This is a genomic window from Streptomyces sp. NPDC048106 (assembly GCF_040706415.1).
Classification (GTDB): Bacteria; Actinomycetota; Actinomycetes; order Streptomycetales; family Streptomycetaceae; genus Streptomyces.
In genome coordinates this window covers 47418-63855 of sequence record NZ_JBEZND010000036.1, presented here as the reverse complement: position 1 = coordinate 63855, position 16438 = coordinate 47418, and the positions used below count along the sequence as shown (strand labels likewise).

Genomic DNA, 16438 nt, shown 5'->3' with positions numbered 1-16438 from the left:
AGCATTACGATGACGAGCGGCCTCCGCCGGTGTCAAGGGATGACGCGAATTTGATAGAACTGCAGTCCGCAGTTCAGCGAGGGGGACCGATGGCCGCGAGGCGCAAGACCCACCAGGCGTCCGACGCATCGAAGCGGGCGATACTCGAGGCCGTGCTCTCGCGTGCGGTCGAGGTCGGGTACGAGGGGACGACCATGGCCGACGTCGCGCGCGCGTCGGGCCTGCCGATCGGGTCCGTGTACTGGCACTTCCAAAACAAGGAGCAGCTTTTCGTCGAGCTGCTCGACCACTGCTTCGATGTCTGGCGGCAGACCCACGCGTCCGTCGACGGCATGCGCGAGCTGCTGCGGCACAGCATCAGCGATTCGGCGGCGGCCTCCGGAAGCCTCGCCGATCCGGCCGCCGCGTTCTGGAGCATCGGCCTGGTCTTCGCCTTCGAGCGGCGGCTGGAGGACAACCTCGCCCGGCAGCGGTACCTCGCCATCCGCAAGGAGATGTTCCAGCTCGTCGTGTCCCGACTACGTGCCTCGTACGCGGGGATGACGGAGGACGTCGCGACGGAGCTGGCGCACGACATGGCCGTCATGGGGCGGGCCCTCACCGACGGCTTCCGGGTGGCCGCGGCTGCCGGCGACGACACCGACTTCGCCCGGTACGCCGAGCTGGCGGCCGACGCGCTCGAATCCTTGATCTCCGCCCGCCTGCAGAAGCCCACGCAGAGCGCCTGACGCTTCGCGCCCGGCACGGTGGCGTGCCGGCCGGGCGTCTCCTGCGGGGCACCGCGACGGAGCGTCTCGCCGGGCGTCCCCTGGGGGCGGGCGCCGCTGGGAGGAGCGGGACCGGTGCCGTCGTCGGCGGTCGCTGTGTCCGCGGACATCGGCGGCTAGTACTTCCAGCTGTAGATCGCGATCTCCGTGGACGCGGTCTGCCGGGCAGCGGCTGGCTTGGGCTTGGTGGCGGCGGGCTGCCGCGTAGGGTGCCGGGATGATGGTGATGCCAGAGGAGTTCGCACAGAGCACCGTCGACCGCGAGGGGGAGGCCGGGGCGGCGTGGCTCGCCGAGCTGCCCGGGATCGTGGAGGAGTTACTGGGGCGCTGGGGGTGCGTGCCGGATGGCGAGGTCATGCACGGGGGCGTCGGAGTCATCGTTCCGGTACGGCGGCGGGCTGAGGAGAGCGCCGTGCTGAAGGTGTCGTTTCCGCATCCCGGCAACGTCCATGAGCCGGATGCGTTCGTTGCGTGGGGCGGATGCGGCGCCGTGCTGCTGCATGAGCGCGACGACGAGCGGTTCGCGATGCTGCTGGAGCGGGTTCAGCCGTCGACTCTGGCGGAGGTCGAGGACGGCGACGAGGTGGTGACGGTCGCCGGGCGGCTCAATCGCCGCCTGGCCATCCCCGCACCGCCCGGCCTGCCCCGGCTGCGCGAGCAGGCCGATGCCTGGGAAGAGCAGCTGTGCAAGGACGCCGGGGACCTGCCGCATGCGCTGCCGCGTCAGGCGCTGGATGCCGCTGTGGCGACCGTTCGGGAACTGGGCCGGGACCAGCCGGACACCCTCATCCATGGCGACCTCCATGCCCGGAACATCCTGCGTGCCGCCCGGGAGCCGTGGCTGGCTGTCGACCCCAAGGGGCACGTGGGAGATCCCGCCTACGACGGCGGCACACTGCTGAAGTCCCGCGCACTGACGCTCCTCGAAGCGGATGACCTGCGCAAGGCTGTCCACCGCGCCTTGGACGTCTTCGCCGAGGCCGCGGAACTCGACCGTGAGCGCGTTCAGCGGTGGGCCCAGTTCCATGCCGTCCAGACCGCGTTCTGGGGCCGCCGCCACGGGTTCCGTATCGCCCGCAGCGGACCACGGCTGGACTGGCTCACCGAATTCGCCGACCGCCTGGCGGAGTTGCTCACCGAGCGCTCGTAGGGCGTGATGGTGCCGGCCGGGTCCGGCGGGTGGACGTCCGGCGGGTGGACGAGTGCGGCCACCGTTGATCATCGAGGTGGCCGCGGGCCGGATCGCCCGGTATGAACCCCGCCTGCGGGCCGGGCGGTTGGTCTTGGGTGTGCTGTCGGCCCTATCCCGGTGCTGGTCGTCGACGAGACCGGCGATAGGTAGAAGGGGACTCATACCGTTGCTGTCCAGCGCCAGTACACCGGCACGGTTGGCAGGACGCGGTGGCTGTTTCGGTGTCCGCTCCGGTCCTCAGATGGTGCCAGGCATGCCCGCACCCGCCAGCACAGAAACGGAGCCGCCGCCGATCATCAGCGACGCCAAGAAGCGCGACCAGCAGGCCGGAATGCCTTGACACGTTCGTCCTGCGGCAGATTGATGATCTTTGTCAGTTGCTCGGTGAGGCGTCCGCGCGTGACCAGCACGGCCGGGGTGTGGGTGGGCCGGATGCCGGCTCTGCGGATGCTCTCCGGCCCGTCCTCGCTGGTTGCACGGGCCTGGATGCAGAACGCTGCCAGGTCGCGCAAAACTTCGAACTGCTCAGTGTCGGCGAGGCCCTCGAACCAGCCGACGCCCTGGGCGAGCGGACGGATGCCCTGCGCCAACTCGTTCAGGATGACCGCGCGTTCGTCCATCCGGCCCCACCTCCACAACAAGCCTGGCTGCCTACCGCCGCAAGGTCATCGAACCAGATCACGAAGTCGCACTGGAGTAACCGCGGGTCGTTTGGTCGGCCGACGGCGCCGAGCGCGGCTGCCAGGGCCGGTCAGCCGACGATGGGCTCGTCGGCGAGGTAGGGCGGCGCAGGCTCGTACTGGATGTACCGGCGCACCGCGCGGGCGTGCTCGCGCCCATGCAACCGGCCCACCAGCCAGAGGGCGCTGTCAATCCCGGCGGACACGCCCTGGCTGGTGATCAGATTCCCGTCCACGACATAGCGGGCGTCACGGACGACGGTGACGTCACCGCGTGCCTCGAGCGCGTCCTCGTAGCTCCAGTGGGTGGCGACGCGCCGCCCGCGCGCGGGCCCGGCGGCGTGCATGAGCACCGCGCCGGTGCACACGCTGCTGACCCAGGACACCTGTCCCGCGGTCTTGGCGATCCAACCGGTGACGACCGGGTTGTGCGGCTCTGTCTCGCGAGCCCCGCGTCCACCGGGGACCAGCAGCACATCGAGGGGCGGGTGGTCGCCGAATGTGTGGTCGGGCAGGACGCGCATGCCCTTGCTGCAGCGCACGGGCCCGGGCTTTTCGGAGATCAGGACGGCGGTGTCCACACCGTCGCGCAGCATCGAGGACACGGTGAACACCTCCCAGGGGCCGACAAAGTCCAGCTCCTCGGCATCGTTGAAGATCAGCAGCCCGTAGGCGGTCATGAATGCTCCTGTTCCTGTCGCAGTTCCGCATGGGCGGTGGTGGTGGACCGGAACCGCGCCCGGTAATCGGAGGGCGCGATGCCCAGGTGACGGTGGAAGGTGCGGCGCAGCGTCTCGGCGGTGCCGAACCCGCAGTGTCGCGCGATGGCCTCGACCGGGTCGTAGCCCTCGGCGAGCGCGCGCTGGGCGGCCTCGACACGTACTCGCTCCACGTACGAGGCGGGCGGCGTGCCCAGTTCGGCGGTGAACCGGCGCTGCAGATGACGCGGGCTCAGCCGCGCGCTCTGCGCCAGGTCGGCGATTCCGTGCCGGGCGCCGGGATCGGCGTGTATGGCCGACACCGCGGCACGGACCGGGTCGGTCGCGGGCTCTTTCGACCACAGCGCCACGCTGAACTGGGACTGGCCGCCGGGCCTGCGCAGGAACATGACCATCTCGCGGGCGACGGCATGGGCGACGTCCCGCCCCAGATCGTCCTCGACGAGCGCGAGGGCGAGATCCATTCCGGCGGTGACACCGGCCGACGTCCACACATGCCCGTCCCGGATGAAAATGGGCTCGCAGTCGACCTCAACACCCGGATGTTCCCTAACGAGTTGCTGTTCACGGGCCCAGTGGGTGGTGACCCTGCGCCCGTCGAGGAGTCCGGCGGCAGCCAGCAGGAACACCCCGCTGCACACCGAGGTGACGCGGCGGGCACTCGCCCCGACGTCTCGGATCCACCCGGTCAGCCCCGCATCGAGGCGCGCCTGGTCGACTCCCTTGCCACCGGCCACAACCAGAGTGTCGACACCCTCGGGATCCACCTCGTCCACCCCGTACCCGGCGTGGACCGGAAGCCCGCTCGCCGCCGGCACCAGGTGGCGATAACCGCCGGCCCGCTGCCCGGCGTGCTGGAACACCTCGTGCGGGCCGACGAGGTCGAGAGGCTGAAACCCCTCGTAGATCACGAAACAATGCTGCGCTCCTTCACGCCTCCACCCTCGGGGATCCGGCGTAATGGCGTCTACGACATGCACCCCACAGATCGCGCCGCAAAGAGTTGCTGAAGATCAGGGACACGCGGCGGCGACCGTCACAGGAAACCTCAGATCCCTCGCCCAGCCGCGTCGGATCACTGCCGTCTGGACGCACCTCGACTCCAACCGCTGGCAGACGATCTCCCCAGAGCGCTGCCCATGACCAGCACGAACACCCCGAAAGCCCGTCGCACCAGCCTCTTGACCAGCAACTTCAAGTTGGCGGAGGCTCGGCGGACGACATCGACGCGGGCGATGCCATGCATCCACCCGATGCGCGACACTCCCGAGCCGCCGACCGCACCAGGGACCGCATCCACCCGCACGATGGTGCGGTCACCGGTGCAGAGCCACCACGGTCACGCACCACGCGGTGCGGCTTGCAGGCGGTGCGGCTTGCAGGCGGTGAGGGGCAACTCCCCATGGAACCCGCCTCGTTCATGGGCTGCTGCGCAGCCTTGGCCATGGCTGGCGTGGCGTTGAAGATACCCTTGCCCGAGACGGCGGTGATCCATTCCTTTGGCGAACATGGCTGCCGGCAGGCCGATTCCGCGTACGGAAGGGGACCATGCGCAAGGCACGGCAGTTGATAACGCTCGCGGTATGGACGGCAGCACTCGCCTCCACGATTGCGGGATGCGGCACCGACACCGGCACCAACGCTGACGGAACGTCTGCGGCCGGGCGGCAGATGACACCGCACCCGCGGCTGTCCGCGCCTGCGACGCTGGAGCCGGACGGCACGGTGCCCTGGGTGAACGAACCCTCAACGGACGCGGACTTCGCCGCCTCCGCCGTGCCGCCACCCCCCGCGACCGGACCGACTTGCCATGCCTCGCAGGTGGACGCCGTGCTCGACAGCTGGATCCACAAGAGCACCCACGGCGAGGTGAACGACCCCGTCATGGACTCCTCGCTGTACGGCTTCGCGGTGCTGACCAACACCTCGCACACGGCGTGCAAGCTGCAAGGCGTACCGAAGTTGCGGCTGTCCGCGGGCGGCAAGCCGGTACCGGTCGGGCACTCATCAACCCGGAGCAGCGGTTCGGCCGTCGGTCTGCCGCCGGGCGGCAAGGCGAACTTCCGCCTGGACTGGGACGCCCCCTACTGCTCGGATTCACCCGGCCCCTACGCCCTGGCCGCTGAACTGCCCGGCACCGGCAGCATCTCCGTACGCTTGGCGGACCAGACCGTGCCGGGGTGCGTACAGGACAGCACGCACCCCGAGCTCAGGTCCTTCCTCTCGCCCGGGCCGGTCTCCGACGGCGACGCGCAGCCGACGCGCCCCGCCACCTCCACCCTCAGTACGCTCACCGCCCGGGTCTCGGACCTGCCGAAGCGTGTACGGCCGGGCCAGACCGTCGACTTCACCGTGACGCTGTCCAACCCCACCGGAAAGGACGTGTCGTTGGCAGGGCGGCCGGGCTACACGCTGGACGTCCTGTGCATGGGCACGCGGGGCCACGAGGGCCTGAGCAGCCAGAAGGCGTATCTGCTCAACAACCGCCCCGTTCGGCGCGTTCCGGCGCACGGCTCCGTGCGGTTCGCCATGCAGGCGGACATCCCCCGGGCCGCCGCCTTCCCCGGGCCGAAACTGAACATCACCTGGCGGCTCCTCACTCAAGGTTATCCGCCCAATCTTCCCTACGTGCTCGTCACCATCCCCACCGGCGCCTGAACCCGGCCGGGACGTTGTCACGGTGAAGTGACAGCCGCGTCAGGGACGTGGGACGGGGTGAACCGCAGGTCAGGCGCGATCGTGCCAAATATCGTGCAGGCGAGTGGACTGAAGCCGGTTCTGGTTCTGGTTGCGGTCCACGCGCCGGGGGACTGTTACAGCGTGGTGCTGCAGCATGCCTGCGGGGTGGCGCTGGCGCTCTTTCCGAGGGTGTCGGCGTCGGCCTTGACCACGTAGACCTCCCAGGGTTCCTTGCCGGGGCCGTGCACCCAGACCTTGTCCTGGAGGGCGTAGCAGCAGGAGGTGTCGTTCTCCTCGAAGGTGGCCAGGCCGGCTTCCTTCAGCCGGGTGGTGGCGGCCGTGACCTGGTCGGTGGACTCGACCTCGACGCCGAGGTGGTCGAGGCGGGTCTCCTCGCCGGGCTCGCCCTCGATGAGTACGAGCTTGAGCGGGGGCTCGGTGATGGCGAAGTTGGCGTAGCCGGCGCGCCGCTTGGCGGGTTCGGTTCCGAACAGCTTCGAGTAGAAGGCGATCGACGCCTCCAGGTCGCTGACACGCAGGGCGAGCTGAGCACGGGACATGACGGGACTCCCATCCGGGTTCGGTTGATGCTCACGGCGACTGCATTGATGTCTGTCGATGCAAGATTGCGCACTGCATCGAAGGATGTCAACATAGACGCATGTCGAATCAAGAGCTGGTCGTGCTCGGCCAGACCGACGGGACCGAGACCTGCTGCCCAGGACTGCTGACCGCCCCCCTGGACGAGGACCAGGCCGCGGAGCTGGCGAAGGTGTTCAAGGCGCTCGGTGACCCGGTGAGGCTGCGGCTGCTGTCGATGATCGCCTCCCGTGCGGGTGGCGAGGTCTGCGTCTGCGACCTGACCCCGGCCTTCGACCTGTCCCAGCCGACGATCTCGCACCACCTGAAGCTGCTGCGGCAGGCCGGTCTGATCGACTGCGAGCGGCGCGGCACGTGGGTCTACTACTGGCTGGTCCCGGAGATGACCGACCGTCTCGCCGGCATCCTGACCCGGCCCGCGGGTGAGCCGCTGCCCGACCGCACCGCGTCGGCCGGAGCCGCCTCGTGAGCGCTGCCGCGTCCGAGGGGAACGTAGCGGGGCGCCTGTCCTTCGTCGACCGCTACCTGGCTGTCTGGATCCTCGTAGCCATGGCTGTCGGGCTGGGCCTGGGCCGTCTGGTCCCGGGCCTGGGCGGCGCGCTGGCCAAGGTGACCGTGACCGGGGTGTCCCTGCCGATCGCCCTGGGCTTGCTGGTGATGATGTACCCGGTACTGGCCAAGGTGCGATACGACCGCCTCGACACCGTCACCCGCGACCGCCGCCTGTTGCTGCCGTCCTTGCTGCTCAACTGGATCGTCGGCCCGGCGCTGATGTTCGCCCTGGCGTGGCTGTTCCTGCCGGACCTGCCCGCCTACCGCACCGGGCTGATCATCGTCGGCCTGGCCCGCTGCATCGCCATGGTGATCATCTGGAACGACCTGGCCTGCGGCCACCGCGAGGCCGCCGCCGTCCTGGTCGCCCTGAACTCCGTCTTCCAGGTCGTCGCCTTCTCGGCGCTCGGCTGGTTCTACCTGTCCGTCCTGCCGGGCTGGCTGGGTCTGGAGCAGACCGGCCTCGACGTACCGGTGTGGGAGATCGCCCGCAGCGTGCTGATCTTCCTCGGCATCCCGCTCGCGGCCGGCTACCTCACCCGCCGTATCGGCGAGAAGTCCAAGGGCCGCACCTGGTACGAAGCCAAGCTCATCCCCCGTATCGGCCCCTTCGCCCTGTACGGACTGCTGTTCACGATCGTCATCCTCTTCGCCCTGCAAGGGGAAGCCATCACCTCCCAGCCCCTCGACGTGGCCCGCATCGCCCTGCCGCTGCTGGCCTACTTCGCTGTCATGTGGGCCGGATCCATGGCCCTGGGACGCGCCGTCGGTCTCGACTACCCGCGCGCCACAACGCTGGCCTTCACTGCTGCGGGCAACAACTTCGAGCTGGCCATCGCCGTCGCGATCGCCACCTTCGGTGCCTCCTCCGGCCAGGCCCTCGCCGGCGTCGTCGGCCCGCTCATCGAAGTGCCCGTCCTGATCGGCCTCGTCTACGTCGCCCTGTACGCACGCCGCTACTTCACCGCCACCTCCGTCCCCGCGTCCCAGGAAGACCCCGCCTGTGCCTGACACCGCCGCCCCCTCCGTGCTGTTCGTCTGCGTTCACAACGCAGGCCGCTCACAGATGGCTGCCGCCTTCCTTACCCACCTCGCGGGCGACGGGGTCCAGGTCCGCTCCGCCGGCTCGGCCCCGGCCGCCACCGTCAACCCGGCCGTCGTGGAAGCGATGGCGGAGGTGGGCATCGACATCGCGGCCGAGCGCCCGAAGGTGCTCACCGTGGAAGCCGTCCAGGCGTCGGACGTCGTCATCACCATGGGCTGCGGCGACACCTGCCCCGTGTTCCCCGGCAAGCGCTACCTCGACTGGCAACTCCCCGACCCCGCCGGCCAGGGCGTCGATGCCGTCCGGTTCATCCGCGACGGCATCGAAAAGCGCGTCCGGAATCTGATGATCGAACTCAGTGTTCAGATCCGCTCATGACCGCAGCGCAGCGCTGACAACAGCTCCTTTGTCGAGTCCGCTGGAGCAACGTGCGTGGAAGCCACTGCCTGCGGTGAGGGGCAGGGCGCACTACACGTACGGACCCTCGACGGTGCGGGTGGGTTCCTTCTCCGGTGACCCGGATCCGTACGGTTCCGCTGGGGACACTGCCACCTGGGTGATCAACCCACTGGACGGTGTACTGCTGCGGCCCCATATGGACCCGTCTCGGCTTTACGGGTGTTGCAGACTGGACGGGCTCAACGGACCGAACTTGTCGTGCGCCCGCTGCAGCAGCGAGGTCGGCATCGAGATCTCCGGTTGCTGGACCGAGTACGACGTCCGACTGCTGAGCACAGCGGTGTCTCTGGGCAGATCGTCCTGCCGGACGGCGTCGAGCCAGTTCGGTAGCTGCATTTTGCCTACCGGGCAGCATGGCCGCGAAGGACCGGAGGTGGCGGGTGAGGGCGTCAAGTTCGGGGCAGTGCGTCCGGACTGAGCTGGACTGCTCGGATTCGGTGAGGGCGCCCGGGCGCCGGAGCGTCCATCCGGCGACGGCTCGGGGAGGGGCGGGTACCGTGAACCCGAGTCGACCAGGCTCCGCATCCCGGGCAGGTGGCCCCGGCTGTGGCGCAGTATGCGTCAACGCGCACGATCTCGGTGTTCACGTCGACCGTCAGCATCGCGATGTCCGGGAGGTGGCGAGCCGCTGGCGAGCGAGTGCGGCCATGTCTGCGCCTGGCTCGATGGCCGGTATTGAACATCCGAGTGCTGCCAGCGAGCGCGTCGCGTGGCGGGTACCGCAGCCCACCTCCAGCACCGACGGCCGTTCGGCACCTGGTTGGACATTCGGCCGAGGTCGTGTCGATTCGGGGGCTTCTTCGGAGCGTCGGTCGCGAACGCACAAGCTGTGGGGCCGTCCACGGAGACGCCGCTGGTTTGCCGACGGTCGCTGACGCGCTGCCGCCGGTAGTTCGGGGAAGGAACCGCTGCTGCCCACTCTGGCCTGTGAGACCGCGTGAGGCGGACGCCCGGAGAAGTACCCACGCCGCGAGATCGTCGACGAGATCCGGTACGTCGTCGACACCGGAGGCGCGTGGCGGGCCCTGCCTGCCGTTTTCCCGCCGCGGCGAACTGTCTGGGGCTTCACCGGCACTCACACGATGGCCTGTTGCCCTCATGAGCAGCGGGCCCTGTCCCCGCGGCGCCCTTTCACGATGACACAGGCTCCGCATCCGTTGCCAGACGTGCATGGAGTTCCACGTCGAAGCGCACACCGCCGTATTCGAGTTTCTGTCGCTGCCGGCCTTCCACCGCGAAGCCGGCAGCGCGAGCCACACCGCATGAGGCGAGATTGTTCACCCGGTGCCCAAGCTCCAGCCGGAAGAGTTCGGCATCGTCGAAGGCCCAGCGGGCGACAGCGCGGCAGGCACGGGAAGCCGTGCCCTGGCCGCGAGCCGTTGCCATCGTCCAGTAGGACACCCAGCCAACGGCATGACGCCGATCTACCGAGCCGACACAGACCTGGCCGAGAACGAGGTCACTAGCGTCGACGACGGCGAAGGAATAGGCGGAATCCGTAGCCCATTGGTCACCACGAGCCGTTATCCATCGCTCAGCAGCCTGGATTGAGTCAACCGGCTCGACGGACTGACCACGCATGAGCGGATCCGCGAACGCGGTCATCACCGCCCAGGCGTCGTCGGCCGTCCATCTCCGCAACACCAGGTCAGAGAAAGCATCTACACGATCACGCACGCCGCGAGTCTTCCCCAGCAGGCATCGCCTGTCACGTGCGTTGCGCCGCGACGCGACCTGGTCAGGGAGCCGGGCGACTGCCAGCAGCATCAGCCGGCCTTCACCACGGCCGTTGTCGTTTTTCCGCCCAGGACGGCGTCGTTTCGGTTGATCTGTCTGGTTTGATCGCGTGATGCCGGGGCTGGCCGGGGGAGGGTGGCGTTGTGCGCATGGTGGCCGGTGCGGCACAGGCTGGCCAGGGCCCGGCGGGGTGCCGGCCTGGCCGCTGTCTCTGATCTGTTCACCCGCGTGCCGCGGAACCGCCGCCGACCTGTTTGCGTACCCGACGCACCAGCTCATCCGCGGCCTGCGGCCACTGTGCGTACTGAAAGTCGAAGCCCGCCTGGGTCAGTCGGCCCGGGACGACGCGGCGGCTCTTCAGCAGCAGTTCGGTGTCGGAACGCAGAGCGAACGCGCCGACCTCGGCCATCCACTTGGCCGCGGGGAGACCCACCGGCGCACCCCACGCGGAGCGCAGGGTGCGCATGAAGGCGCGCTGCGGCAGAGGATGGGGAGCCGTCAGGTTCACCGGTCCTGCGATGTCCACCCGCTCGATCAAGAACTCCACCGCGCGCACGAAGTCGTACTCGTGGATCCACGACACGTACTGCGCTCCTCCGGCGACAGGGCCGCCGAGACCCAGGCGGGCCAGTCCCAGCAGGACGGCGAAGACCCCGCCGGGGTCCGGGCTCATCACCATCGCCGAGCGCAGAGCGACCTTGCGGGTGGCCGGCGTTTCGGCCTGTTGCTGAGCCTGCTCCCATGCCTTGGCGATCTCGACGCTGTACGCCCAGTAGTCCGGCACACCCGGTTCGGTACCGCCGATCACCCCGGTGGCCTCGTCGTTGGGGGCGTCGAAACGATGCGCGTACACCGTGGCGGTGCTCATCTGCAGCCAGAGCCGGGGCGGCCGGGCAGCGCCCGCGATCGCGGCGCCCACGACCCGGGTGGAGTCGACCCGGGAGTCCATCATGTCCTTCAGGTTGGCCGCCGTGTATCGGCAACTCACAGTGCGCCCGGCCAGATTGATCACGACATCGCTGCCATCCAGCGCAGCCGTCCATGGTCCCAGGGTCTGACCGTCCCATTGGACCTCGCCCTCGTGCCCGGGGCGTCTGGTGAGAATCACGACCTCGTGGCCGGCAGCGCTGAGTGCCCGCTTCAGCACCGCGCCGATCTGTCCGGTACCCCCAGGAATCACCATCTTCACTGCTACCCCTCCTTTGTCTCGGTGAGCCTAGACGGTAGTTGAACGCGTTCAAAACTTGGGGTGCAGTCCACGATTTCAGCCAGCCTCGCCGTGCGGCACAGGGTGCTGGACGTCAGTTGGGAACGTGTCCGGTTCGATCACGTTATGCCGAGGGTGGTCGGGGGGAGGGCGTTGAGTACGTGGTGGCGGAGGCCGGCGGCGATACTCCGGTGCCCTGCAGGCGGAGGGCACCGATGGCGAGGTTGCGCAGGTCGGCATTGGCCCGAGGGGCGGTGCCCGAGCTCGAGTCGCTGGCAGAGTTGAAGTAGCTGGCTTCTATTGACTGAACTATGGCCAGGGACTTCGCAGTTCAGGGGACAGATACTGACTCCGTGCTCTACGTTTCCTGCTCATGATCGGAGACGGGAAGAGCACCGGGATCGGGCGGCGCTTGTCGTTCCCGGCGTCGGATCGCTGCTGGCGACCGGGAGCCGGTGGGAGCCGTATCGTCTGATCGACCCGGCCGGTGTCTGCGTCCAGGCAGTGACCGACTACTTCCGTGATCTGCAGGCAGCAGGACGAGCCGAGTGGAGACGATGGACGTGCTGTTCGGCAAGGGCCTGGCGTGATCACCGCCGGGCGGCTGGCCGCCCCACCCGTGGTCTCCAGGTCGCACTTGTCGGCCGAGCAGCAGGCTGAGAAGTTCCCGCCGCGGCCTTCGGCGGCGCACTGGCCAGCCGCCGAGATGGACCGCGACGAGGTGCCGCGGATGTGGGTCGAGGCGACGCCGCGGCAGGAGGATCCCCGCAACCACGACTTCCGCCGACGCGGTCTGACGCTGATGCTGGACTGGCTGGCTGAGCAGCCGGGCCGGACCTGGCACGAGCGCTGGCACGCGAGCGGGGCGGATGCAGACGGAGAGCAATGGGCCGCCGGGCCGGCACGTTGGCTGGAGCAGCACGGGAAAAGCTCGCGCACCCGGCTCGAAACCATGACCAGTTCCCTGGTCGTCATGATCGGGGCCGACGTGGTCCGGCCGTCTCTGCACTGGCTGCTGACCGGCGGCAAGAAGCGCAAGCTCGCCAGGAACATGATCCGAGCTCGCGACACCGAGGGGTTCGCCCGGCTCGACGACTTCTGCCGGGCCGACGACGGAATCAGCGATATGGACCGCCGCGCCGCGCTGTTCCGCACCGCGGTCATCATCGCCGCCAAGGGCGGGACGGTGGCCGACATCGTCGTCGGCGACCTGCTGGAGGTGCTGGAGGTCGAGGCCGGGCTGCGGGGGCAGCGCCGCTCGGGCTCGGCGACGTTCCGGGCGCTGCGCGAGACCGGCGTCTTCGGCGTCGGCGTCCCGACCCTGCGCGAGATCCGCAGCATCGGCCAGCGCCCCGTCGAGGAGTCGTCGACAGCTACCCGGTCAGCTGCCGTCCGATCCGCGATCTGCTGGTGGAGTACCTCAAAGAACGCCAGCCCACCCTCGACTACGGAACGCTGCGCGGCCAGACCTACCAGCTGGTCAAATGCTTCTAGCTGCACTACACGCCGCACGATTTCCGCCGGATCTTCATCACCGACGCGATCCTCAACGGCTTGCCCCCGCACATCGCCCCGGTCATCGCCGGGCACCAGGACATAGCCGTGACCATCGGCTACAAGGCGGTCTATCCGGAGGAGACCATCAAGTCCCACCTGGCCTTTCTCGCCCGACGCAGATCCCTGCGACCCAGCGAGGAATACCGCGCGCCCACCGACGCCGAGTGGCAGGAGTTCCTCGGTCACTTTGAGCGACGCAAAGTCGCCACGGGGCTATGCGGCCGGGCCTTCTCACCCCTTGTATTCATGAGCACGCCTGCCTGCGATGTTCGATGCACTGGCCGGACCCCAACCAGCGCTTTCGCATCCGGGAGATCCGCGACAACCTCATCGCACGCATCGCCGAAGCCGAACGCGAAGGCTGGTTCGGCGAAGTAGAAGGCCTCCAGACGAGCCTGGACGGCGCGAATGACAAACTTGCACAGATCGATCGCCGCCCCGGCAGCGGCTCTGTTGACCTCCCGGCCCCGGTACTGCGGAACGCCCGGTCAACGTCGACAGATACGGGACGATCAGAGTCGAGGGTGGATTGATGACCGGAGGTGGGGAACGGGAACGTCGGCCGGCAGCTGCCCGGCAACCGCAACGACTGCAAGGCGTGGGAGTTGTCCGGTGCCAAGGACGCGGTCGGCAAGACCACCGTCATCGCCGACGGCGGCTACGTCCGCAGCAGGGATGCCGTGGTCGCCCTGCAACGAACAGAGTTCACCGAACCGTTGGGACGTGTTTGCGTCAACTGATAGATCGACTGCCTAACGTGCGTTGGCTACTCCCGCCGTGGAAGGACACCCCGCATGAGACGCGTCACCAAGATCTCCTCCGCAGCTGTCGGCCTGGCCGTCCTCGCGGTCACCGGCACCGCCGTCGCCGCCGCGAACCAGAGCGACAGCGACTGGCCCTACGCCCACCACAGCGCGGCCTCGTACACCCTGGCGGCGGTCGGCGACATCGCCTGCGAGCCCGACGACGCCGAGAACGCCGCCACCCCGGCGTCGCTCAAGTGCGGCAGCCCCACCCTGGGCGGCATGAGCGCCGAGTTCGCCACCGCCAAGCAGGCCACGGACATGCACCCCGATGCCGTGGCACTGCTGGGCGACGAGCAATATCAGGTCGGCAAGCTGACCGACTTCGAGCAGTCCTTCGAGCAGGCATGGGGTGGCCTGAGGATGCTCGAACGTCCGGCGCCGGGCAACCACGAGTACTACCCGTATACCAAGAAGGGCGACAACGAGGCCGGGCAGAACGGTGCCGGTTACTTCGGCTACTTCAACGGCCACGACCAGGCCGGCACGCCGGGCACCCAGGGCCAGGCCGGCGACGACACCGCCGACAAGCAGGGGTGGTACTCATACAACCTGGGCAACTGGCACATCATCTCGCTCAACGCCGAGTGCGACTCCGACGCGTTCAAACACGACTGCTCCACGACGGACAACGGCCTCCTCGGCCAGGAGACCCAGTGGCTCTCGGACGACCTGGCCGCCAACAAGCGTCAGTGCACCATCGCGTACTGGCACCAGGCGACCTTCAGCGCCACCACGGCCTCGACCGCCACGGTGCCCGCGTCCGCGCCGGGCGCCGGCGGCGCCGAGGGCGCAGCGACCGACGCTTGGTGGAAGCTCCTCTACCAGCACCACGCCACGCTCATCCTCAACGGTCACGAGCACGCGTACGCCCGGCTGCGCCCGATGAACCCCGCCGGCCAGTACGACCCGGCCCACGGCATCCCGGAGTTCATCGTCGGCTCCGGCGGCGAGGCCCTCGACGCCCTCGCCGGCACGCCCGGCAACTACGACAACCCCAACGTGGTCACCGCCCAGGCCGGCGCCTTCGGCGTCATGAAGCTCACCCTCAAGTCCAACAGCTACAGCTGGGACTACAAGCCCGTCCTGCCCGGCCCCGGCTTCGACTCCACGGCGCTGCAGTACAGCGACTCCGGCAGCGGCACCTGTAACTGAGAAGCCATCCGCTTACCGATCACCCGAACAAGTATTGATCGGGTGATCGCGGTGCGGTCGGCGCATGAAGGCAGGGCCTCGCGGTAGCTCGAGGGTTGTCGAAGCCAACGAGCACCAGGAGGCCCTGTTGCTGCAGTCTTTCGCGCTCGCGCCCGTGGAGTCCAACGCACCGTCTCCGTCGTGCCGGAGGTCTATTGCCACCGTGTGATGCTGGACGCAGTGCGCTACGTGGTCGACAACGGCGTCAAGTGAGTCAACTTGCCTGCGGATTTCCCGCCGTACCGGCGTGTGCACGCCTTCGCCCGCCGCTGGCAGGTGACGGGCCTGCTCACCGAGTTCCACGACCGGCTGCGCGACCGTGTGCGGGAGAAGGAGGGCCGTGCGGTGGACCCGACGGCCGCGATCGTGGACTCGCAGTCGGTGCGGGCAGCAGCAAACATCGCGCGCTCAACATCCGGCTGGGACGGCGGGAAGAAGATGGGAGGCCGAAAGCGGCACTTGGTGGTGGGCTGCCTCGGCCTGGTCCTGGCTGTCGCGGTGACCGTGGCGAACGTGCAGGACCGCGACGCCGCCGTCCCCCCTGCTGGAGAGGCTGCGCAACATGTACTTCTCCGTCCGCCTCGTCTGGGCGGACGGCGGGTATGCGGCCCGGCTCGTCGACTGGGCGACCGAGAAACTCCAACTCACCCTTGAGATCGTCAAGCGCGCCGACGACACCAGCGGGTTCGTGGTGCTGCCGCGCAGGTGGGTGGTGGAGCGCACTCTGAGCTGGCTGATGCGCTCGCGCCGCCTGGTGCGCGATTTCGAGACGCTGCCCGCGATGCACGAGGCCATGGTGCTGTGGTCCATGACCATGCTCATGAGCAGCCGCCTGGCGGGGCGCCGGCCAGGCGCCTTGAGGCGACTGGCGACCCGAGCGGGGTGAACACCCCCGGCCGCACTTGGAGCGCCCACCCCCGCTCCACCAGGCGTTTCGCCTTCGATTACTCGCCGGGCTGGGCGCTCGCTCCGGTCAGCCGCACCAAGTCGGCCGCGAACCCAGGGTAGCCGGTCGCCACTGAATCCTGGCCGTAGATCACCGTCGTGCGCTCCACGCACGCCGCGGCGACCGCCGCCGTCATGGCGATCCGGTGGTCACCGTGCGAGATCGCGGCCGGGCGGCTGGTCGACGTCGTCGGCATCTACCGGTCGGGCGTACCGGCCGGGCCAGGCACCGTCCTGTCCGGCTGGACGCTGCAACTGGTCCAGCTGGTGCCTGCCGGCGAGGCGCCGTGGCCCGAACGGGC

General features: G+C 68.8%; 20 protein-coding genes and 3 pseudogenes. 13 read left to right on the top strand and 10 right to left on the bottom strand.

What is annotated here, in order from left to right; translation table 11 throughout:
• Window positions 1-152: 152 nt before the first annotated feature.
• Window positions 153-728: a helix-turn-helix domain-containing protein gene (locus AB0927_RS29980; protein ID WP_366670885.1), complete on the top strand. Its 576-nt coding sequence runs from the start codon at window positions 153-155 to the stop codon at window positions 726-728.
• 256 nt (window positions 729-984) lie between these two features.
• A complete protein-coding gene (locus AB0927_RS29975; RefSeq protein WP_366670884.1) occupies window positions 985-1917 on the top strand; it encodes an aminoglycoside phosphotransferase family protein in 933 nt (310 codons plus the stop codon).
• A 151-nt stretch (window positions 1918-2068) separates the two neighbouring features.
• Here AB0927_RS29975 and AB0927_RS29970 read toward each other — a convergent pair whose 3' ends face one another.
• The 4 genes from AB0927_RS29970 to AB0927_RS29955 all read right to left on the bottom strand — a co-directional run bounded on the left by AB0927_RS29970 (window position 2069) and on the right by AB0927_RS29955 (window position 4269).
• Window positions 2069-2302 carry a DUF5958 family protein gene (locus AB0927_RS29970; protein WP_366670883.1) on the bottom strand — a complete coding sequence of 78 codons (234 nt, stop codon included), beginning with the start codon at window positions 2300-2302 and terminating at the stop codon, window positions 2069-2071.
• On the bottom strand, window positions 2256-2579 hold the full coding sequence (locus AB0927_RS29965) for a DUF5958 family protein (RefSeq protein ID WP_366670882.1): 324 nt from the start codon (window positions 2577-2579) through the stop codon (window positions 2256-2258). Before AB0927_RS29965 ends, AB0927_RS29970 begins: the two co-directional genes overlap by 47 nt.
• A gap of 131 nt (window positions 2580-2710) precedes the next feature.
• A complete protein-coding gene (locus tag AB0927_RS29960) occupies window positions 2711-3319 on the bottom strand; it encodes a DJ-1/PfpI family protein (protein ID WP_366670881.1) in 609 nt (202 codons plus the stop codon).
• Window positions 3316-4269 carry a helix-turn-helix domain-containing protein gene (locus AB0927_RS29955; RefSeq protein ID WP_366670880.1) on the bottom strand — a complete coding sequence of 318 codons (954 nt, stop codon included), beginning with the start codon at window positions 4267-4269 and terminating at the stop codon, window positions 3316-3318. Before AB0927_RS29955 ends, AB0927_RS29960 begins: the two co-directional genes overlap by 4 nt.
• Before the next feature lie 637 nt (window positions 4270-4906).
• Here AB0927_RS29955 and AB0927_RS29950 point away from each other — a divergent pair.
• The gene (locus AB0927_RS29950) at window positions 4907-6016 is read left to right on the top strand and encodes a DUF4232 domain-containing protein (protein ID WP_366670879.1); all 1110 of its coding nucleotides are present in this window, start codon (window positions 4907-4909) and stop codon (window positions 6014-6016) included.
• Between the two features lie 155 nt (window positions 6017-6171).
• On the opposite strand, the gene AB0927_RS29945 is transcribed toward AB0927_RS29950, so the two are convergent.
• On the bottom strand, window positions 6172-6597 hold the full coding sequence (locus AB0927_RS29945; RefSeq protein ID WP_366670878.1) for an ArsI/CadI family heavy metal resistance metalloenzyme: 426 nt from the start codon (window positions 6595-6597) through the stop codon (window positions 6172-6174).
• A 101-nt stretch (window positions 6598-6698) separates the two neighbouring features.
• Here AB0927_RS29945 and AB0927_RS29940 point away from each other — a divergent pair, with 101 nt between their 5' ends.
• Genes AB0927_RS29940 through AB0927_RS29930 form a run of 3 tightly spaced genes read left to right on the top strand, consistent with a single transcriptional unit; the run spans window position 6699 to window position 8612 of the window.
• Window positions 6699-7106 (top strand): metalloregulator ArsR/SmtB family transcription factor, encoded by a 408-nt coding sequence (locus AB0927_RS29940; RefSeq protein ID WP_366670877.1) that lies wholly within the window; start codon window positions 6699-6701, stop codon window positions 7104-7106.
• A complete protein-coding gene (gene arsB, locus AB0927_RS29935) occupies window positions 7103-8200 on the top strand; it encodes an ACR3 family arsenite efflux transporter (RefSeq protein ID WP_366670876.1) in 1098 nt (365 codons plus the stop codon). Before AB0927_RS29940 ends, arsB begins: the two co-directional genes overlap by 4 nt.
• Window positions 8193-8612, top strand: a complete 420-nt coding sequence (locus AB0927_RS29930; RefSeq protein WP_366670875.1) for an arsenate reductase ArsC — start codon at window positions 8193-8195, stop codon at window positions 8610-8612. The genes arsB and AB0927_RS29930 overlap by 8 nt, the downstream gene beginning before the upstream one ends.
• 234 nt (window positions 8613-8846) lie before the next feature.
• On the opposite strand, the gene AB0927_RS29925 is transcribed toward AB0927_RS29930, so the two are convergent.
• Complete coding sequence (locus AB0927_RS29925; RefSeq protein WP_366670874.1) at window positions 8847-9029, bottom strand: hypothetical protein; 183 nt, start codon at window positions 9027-9029, stop codon at window positions 8847-8849.
• 283 nt (window positions 9030-9312) lie between these two features.
• Window positions 9313-9432: pseudogene (locus tag AB0927_RS29920) on the bottom strand (methyltransferase domain-containing protein); the annotation flags it as partial.
• A gap of 169 nt (window positions 9433-9601) precedes the next feature.
• On the opposite strand from AB0927_RS29920, the pseudogene AB0927_RS29915 reads away from it, so the two are divergent.
• Window positions 9602-9760 (top strand): annotated as a pseudogene (locus tag AB0927_RS29915) (transposase); the annotation flags it as partial.
• Window positions 9761-9824: 64 nt separating this feature from the next.
• Here the strand turns inward: AB0927_RS29915 and AB0927_RS29910 are convergent.
• Together AB0927_RS29910 and AB0927_RS29905 are read right to left on the bottom strand one after the other, a co-directional pair.
• The gene (locus AB0927_RS29910; RefSeq protein WP_366670873.1) at window positions 9825-10460 is read right to left on the bottom strand and encodes a GNAT family protein; all 636 of its coding nucleotides are present in this window, start codon (window positions 10458-10460) and stop codon (window positions 9825-9827) included.
• Window positions 10461-10650: 190 nt separating this feature from the next.
• The gene (locus AB0927_RS29905) at window positions 10651-11619 is read right to left on the bottom strand and encodes a TIGR01777 family oxidoreductase (RefSeq protein ID WP_366670872.1); all 969 of its coding nucleotides are present in this window, start codon (window positions 11617-11619) and stop codon (window positions 10651-10653) included.
• 604 nt (window positions 11620-12223) lie between these two features.
• Here AB0927_RS29905 and AB0927_RS29900 point away from each other — a divergent pair.
• From AB0927_RS29900 to AB0927_RS29875, 6 genes and pseudogenes are all read left to right on the top strand, one after another.
• The gene (locus AB0927_RS29900) at window positions 12224-13237 is read left to right on the top strand and encodes a hypothetical protein (protein WP_366670871.1); all 1014 of its coding nucleotides are present in this window, start codon (window positions 12224-12226) and stop codon (window positions 13235-13237) included.
• A gap of 229 nt (window positions 13238-13466) precedes the next feature.
• Window positions 13467-13727, top strand: a complete 261-nt coding sequence (locus tag AB0927_RS29895; protein WP_366670870.1) for a hypothetical protein — start codon at window positions 13467-13469, stop codon at window positions 13725-13727.
• Between the two features lie 24 nt (window positions 13728-13751).
• Window positions 13752-13856: pseudogene (locus AB0927_RS29890) on the top strand (IS5/IS1182 family transposase); the annotation flags it as partial.
• A gap of 132 nt (window positions 13857-13988) precedes the next feature.
• On the top strand, window positions 13989-15152 hold the full coding sequence (locus tag AB0927_RS29885; RefSeq protein ID WP_366670869.1) for a metallophosphoesterase: 1164 nt from the start codon (window positions 13989-13991) through the stop codon (window positions 15150-15152).
• 288 nt (window positions 15153-15440) lie between these two features.
• Entirely contained in the window at window positions 15441-15845 is a 405-nt protein-coding gene (locus AB0927_RS29880; RefSeq protein WP_366670920.1) for a transposase, read from the top strand.
• Window positions 15754-16077: a transposase gene (locus AB0927_RS29875; protein WP_366670868.1), complete on the top strand. Its 324-nt coding sequence runs from the start codon at window positions 15754-15756 to the stop codon at window positions 16075-16077. The genes AB0927_RS29880 and AB0927_RS29875 overlap by 92 nt, the downstream gene beginning before the upstream one ends.
• Window positions 16078-16135: 58 nt before the next feature.
• Here the strand turns inward: AB0927_RS29875 and AB0927_RS29870 are convergent, their stop codons facing one another.
• A complete protein-coding gene (locus AB0927_RS29870; protein WP_366670867.1) occupies window positions 16136-16333 on the bottom strand; it encodes a hypothetical protein in 198 nt (65 codons plus the stop codon).
• Window positions 16334-16438 lie beyond the last annotated feature (105 nt).

Coding starts and splice junctions, on each gene's coding strand:
- AB0927_RS29885 (WP_366670869.1), top strand. CDS start 13,989: ATGAGACGCGTCACCAAGATCTCCTCCGCAGCTGTCGGCCTGGCCGTC.
- AB0927_RS29925 (WP_366670874.1), bottom strand. CDS start 9,029: ATGCAGCTACCGAACTGGCTCGACGCCGTCCGGCAGGACGATCTGCCC.
- AB0927_RS29895 (WP_366670870.1), top strand. CDS start 13,467: ATGCACTGGCCGGACCCCAACCAGCGCTTTCGCATCCGGGAGATCCGC.
- AB0927_RS29875 (WP_366670868.1), top strand. CDS start 15,754: ATGTACTTCTCCGTCCGCCTCGTCTGGGCGGACGGCGGGTATGCGGCC.
- AB0927_RS29945 (WP_366670878.1), bottom strand. CDS start 6,597: ATGTCCCGTGCTCAGCTCGCCCTGCGTGTCAGCGACCTGGAGGCGTCG.
- AB0927_RS29975 (WP_366670884.1), top strand. CDS start 985: ATGATGGTGATGCCAGAGGAGTTCGCACAGAGCACCGTCGACCGCGAG.
- AB0927_RS29965 (WP_366670882.1), bottom strand. CDS start 2,579: ATGGACGAACGCGCGGTCATCCTGAACGAGTTGGCGCAGGGCATCCGT.
- AB0927_RS29960 (WP_366670881.1), bottom strand. CDS start 3,319: ATGACCGCCTACGGGCTGCTGATCTTCAACGATGCCGAGGAGCTGGAC.
- AB0927_RS29950 (WP_366670879.1), top strand. CDS start 4,907: ATGCGCAAGGCACGGCAGTTGATAACGCTCGCGGTATGGACGGCAGCA.
- AB0927_RS29910 (WP_366670873.1), bottom strand. CDS start 10,460: ATGCTGCTGGCAGTCGCCCGGCTCCCTGACCAGGTCGCGTCGCGGCGC.
- AB0927_RS29940 (WP_366670877.1), top strand. CDS start 6,699: ATGTCGAATCAAGAGCTGGTCGTGCTCGGCCAGACCGACGGGACCGAG.
- AB0927_RS29870 (WP_366670867.1), bottom strand. CDS start 16,333: ATGCCGACGACGTCGACCAGCCGCCCGGCCGCGATCTCGCACGGTGAC.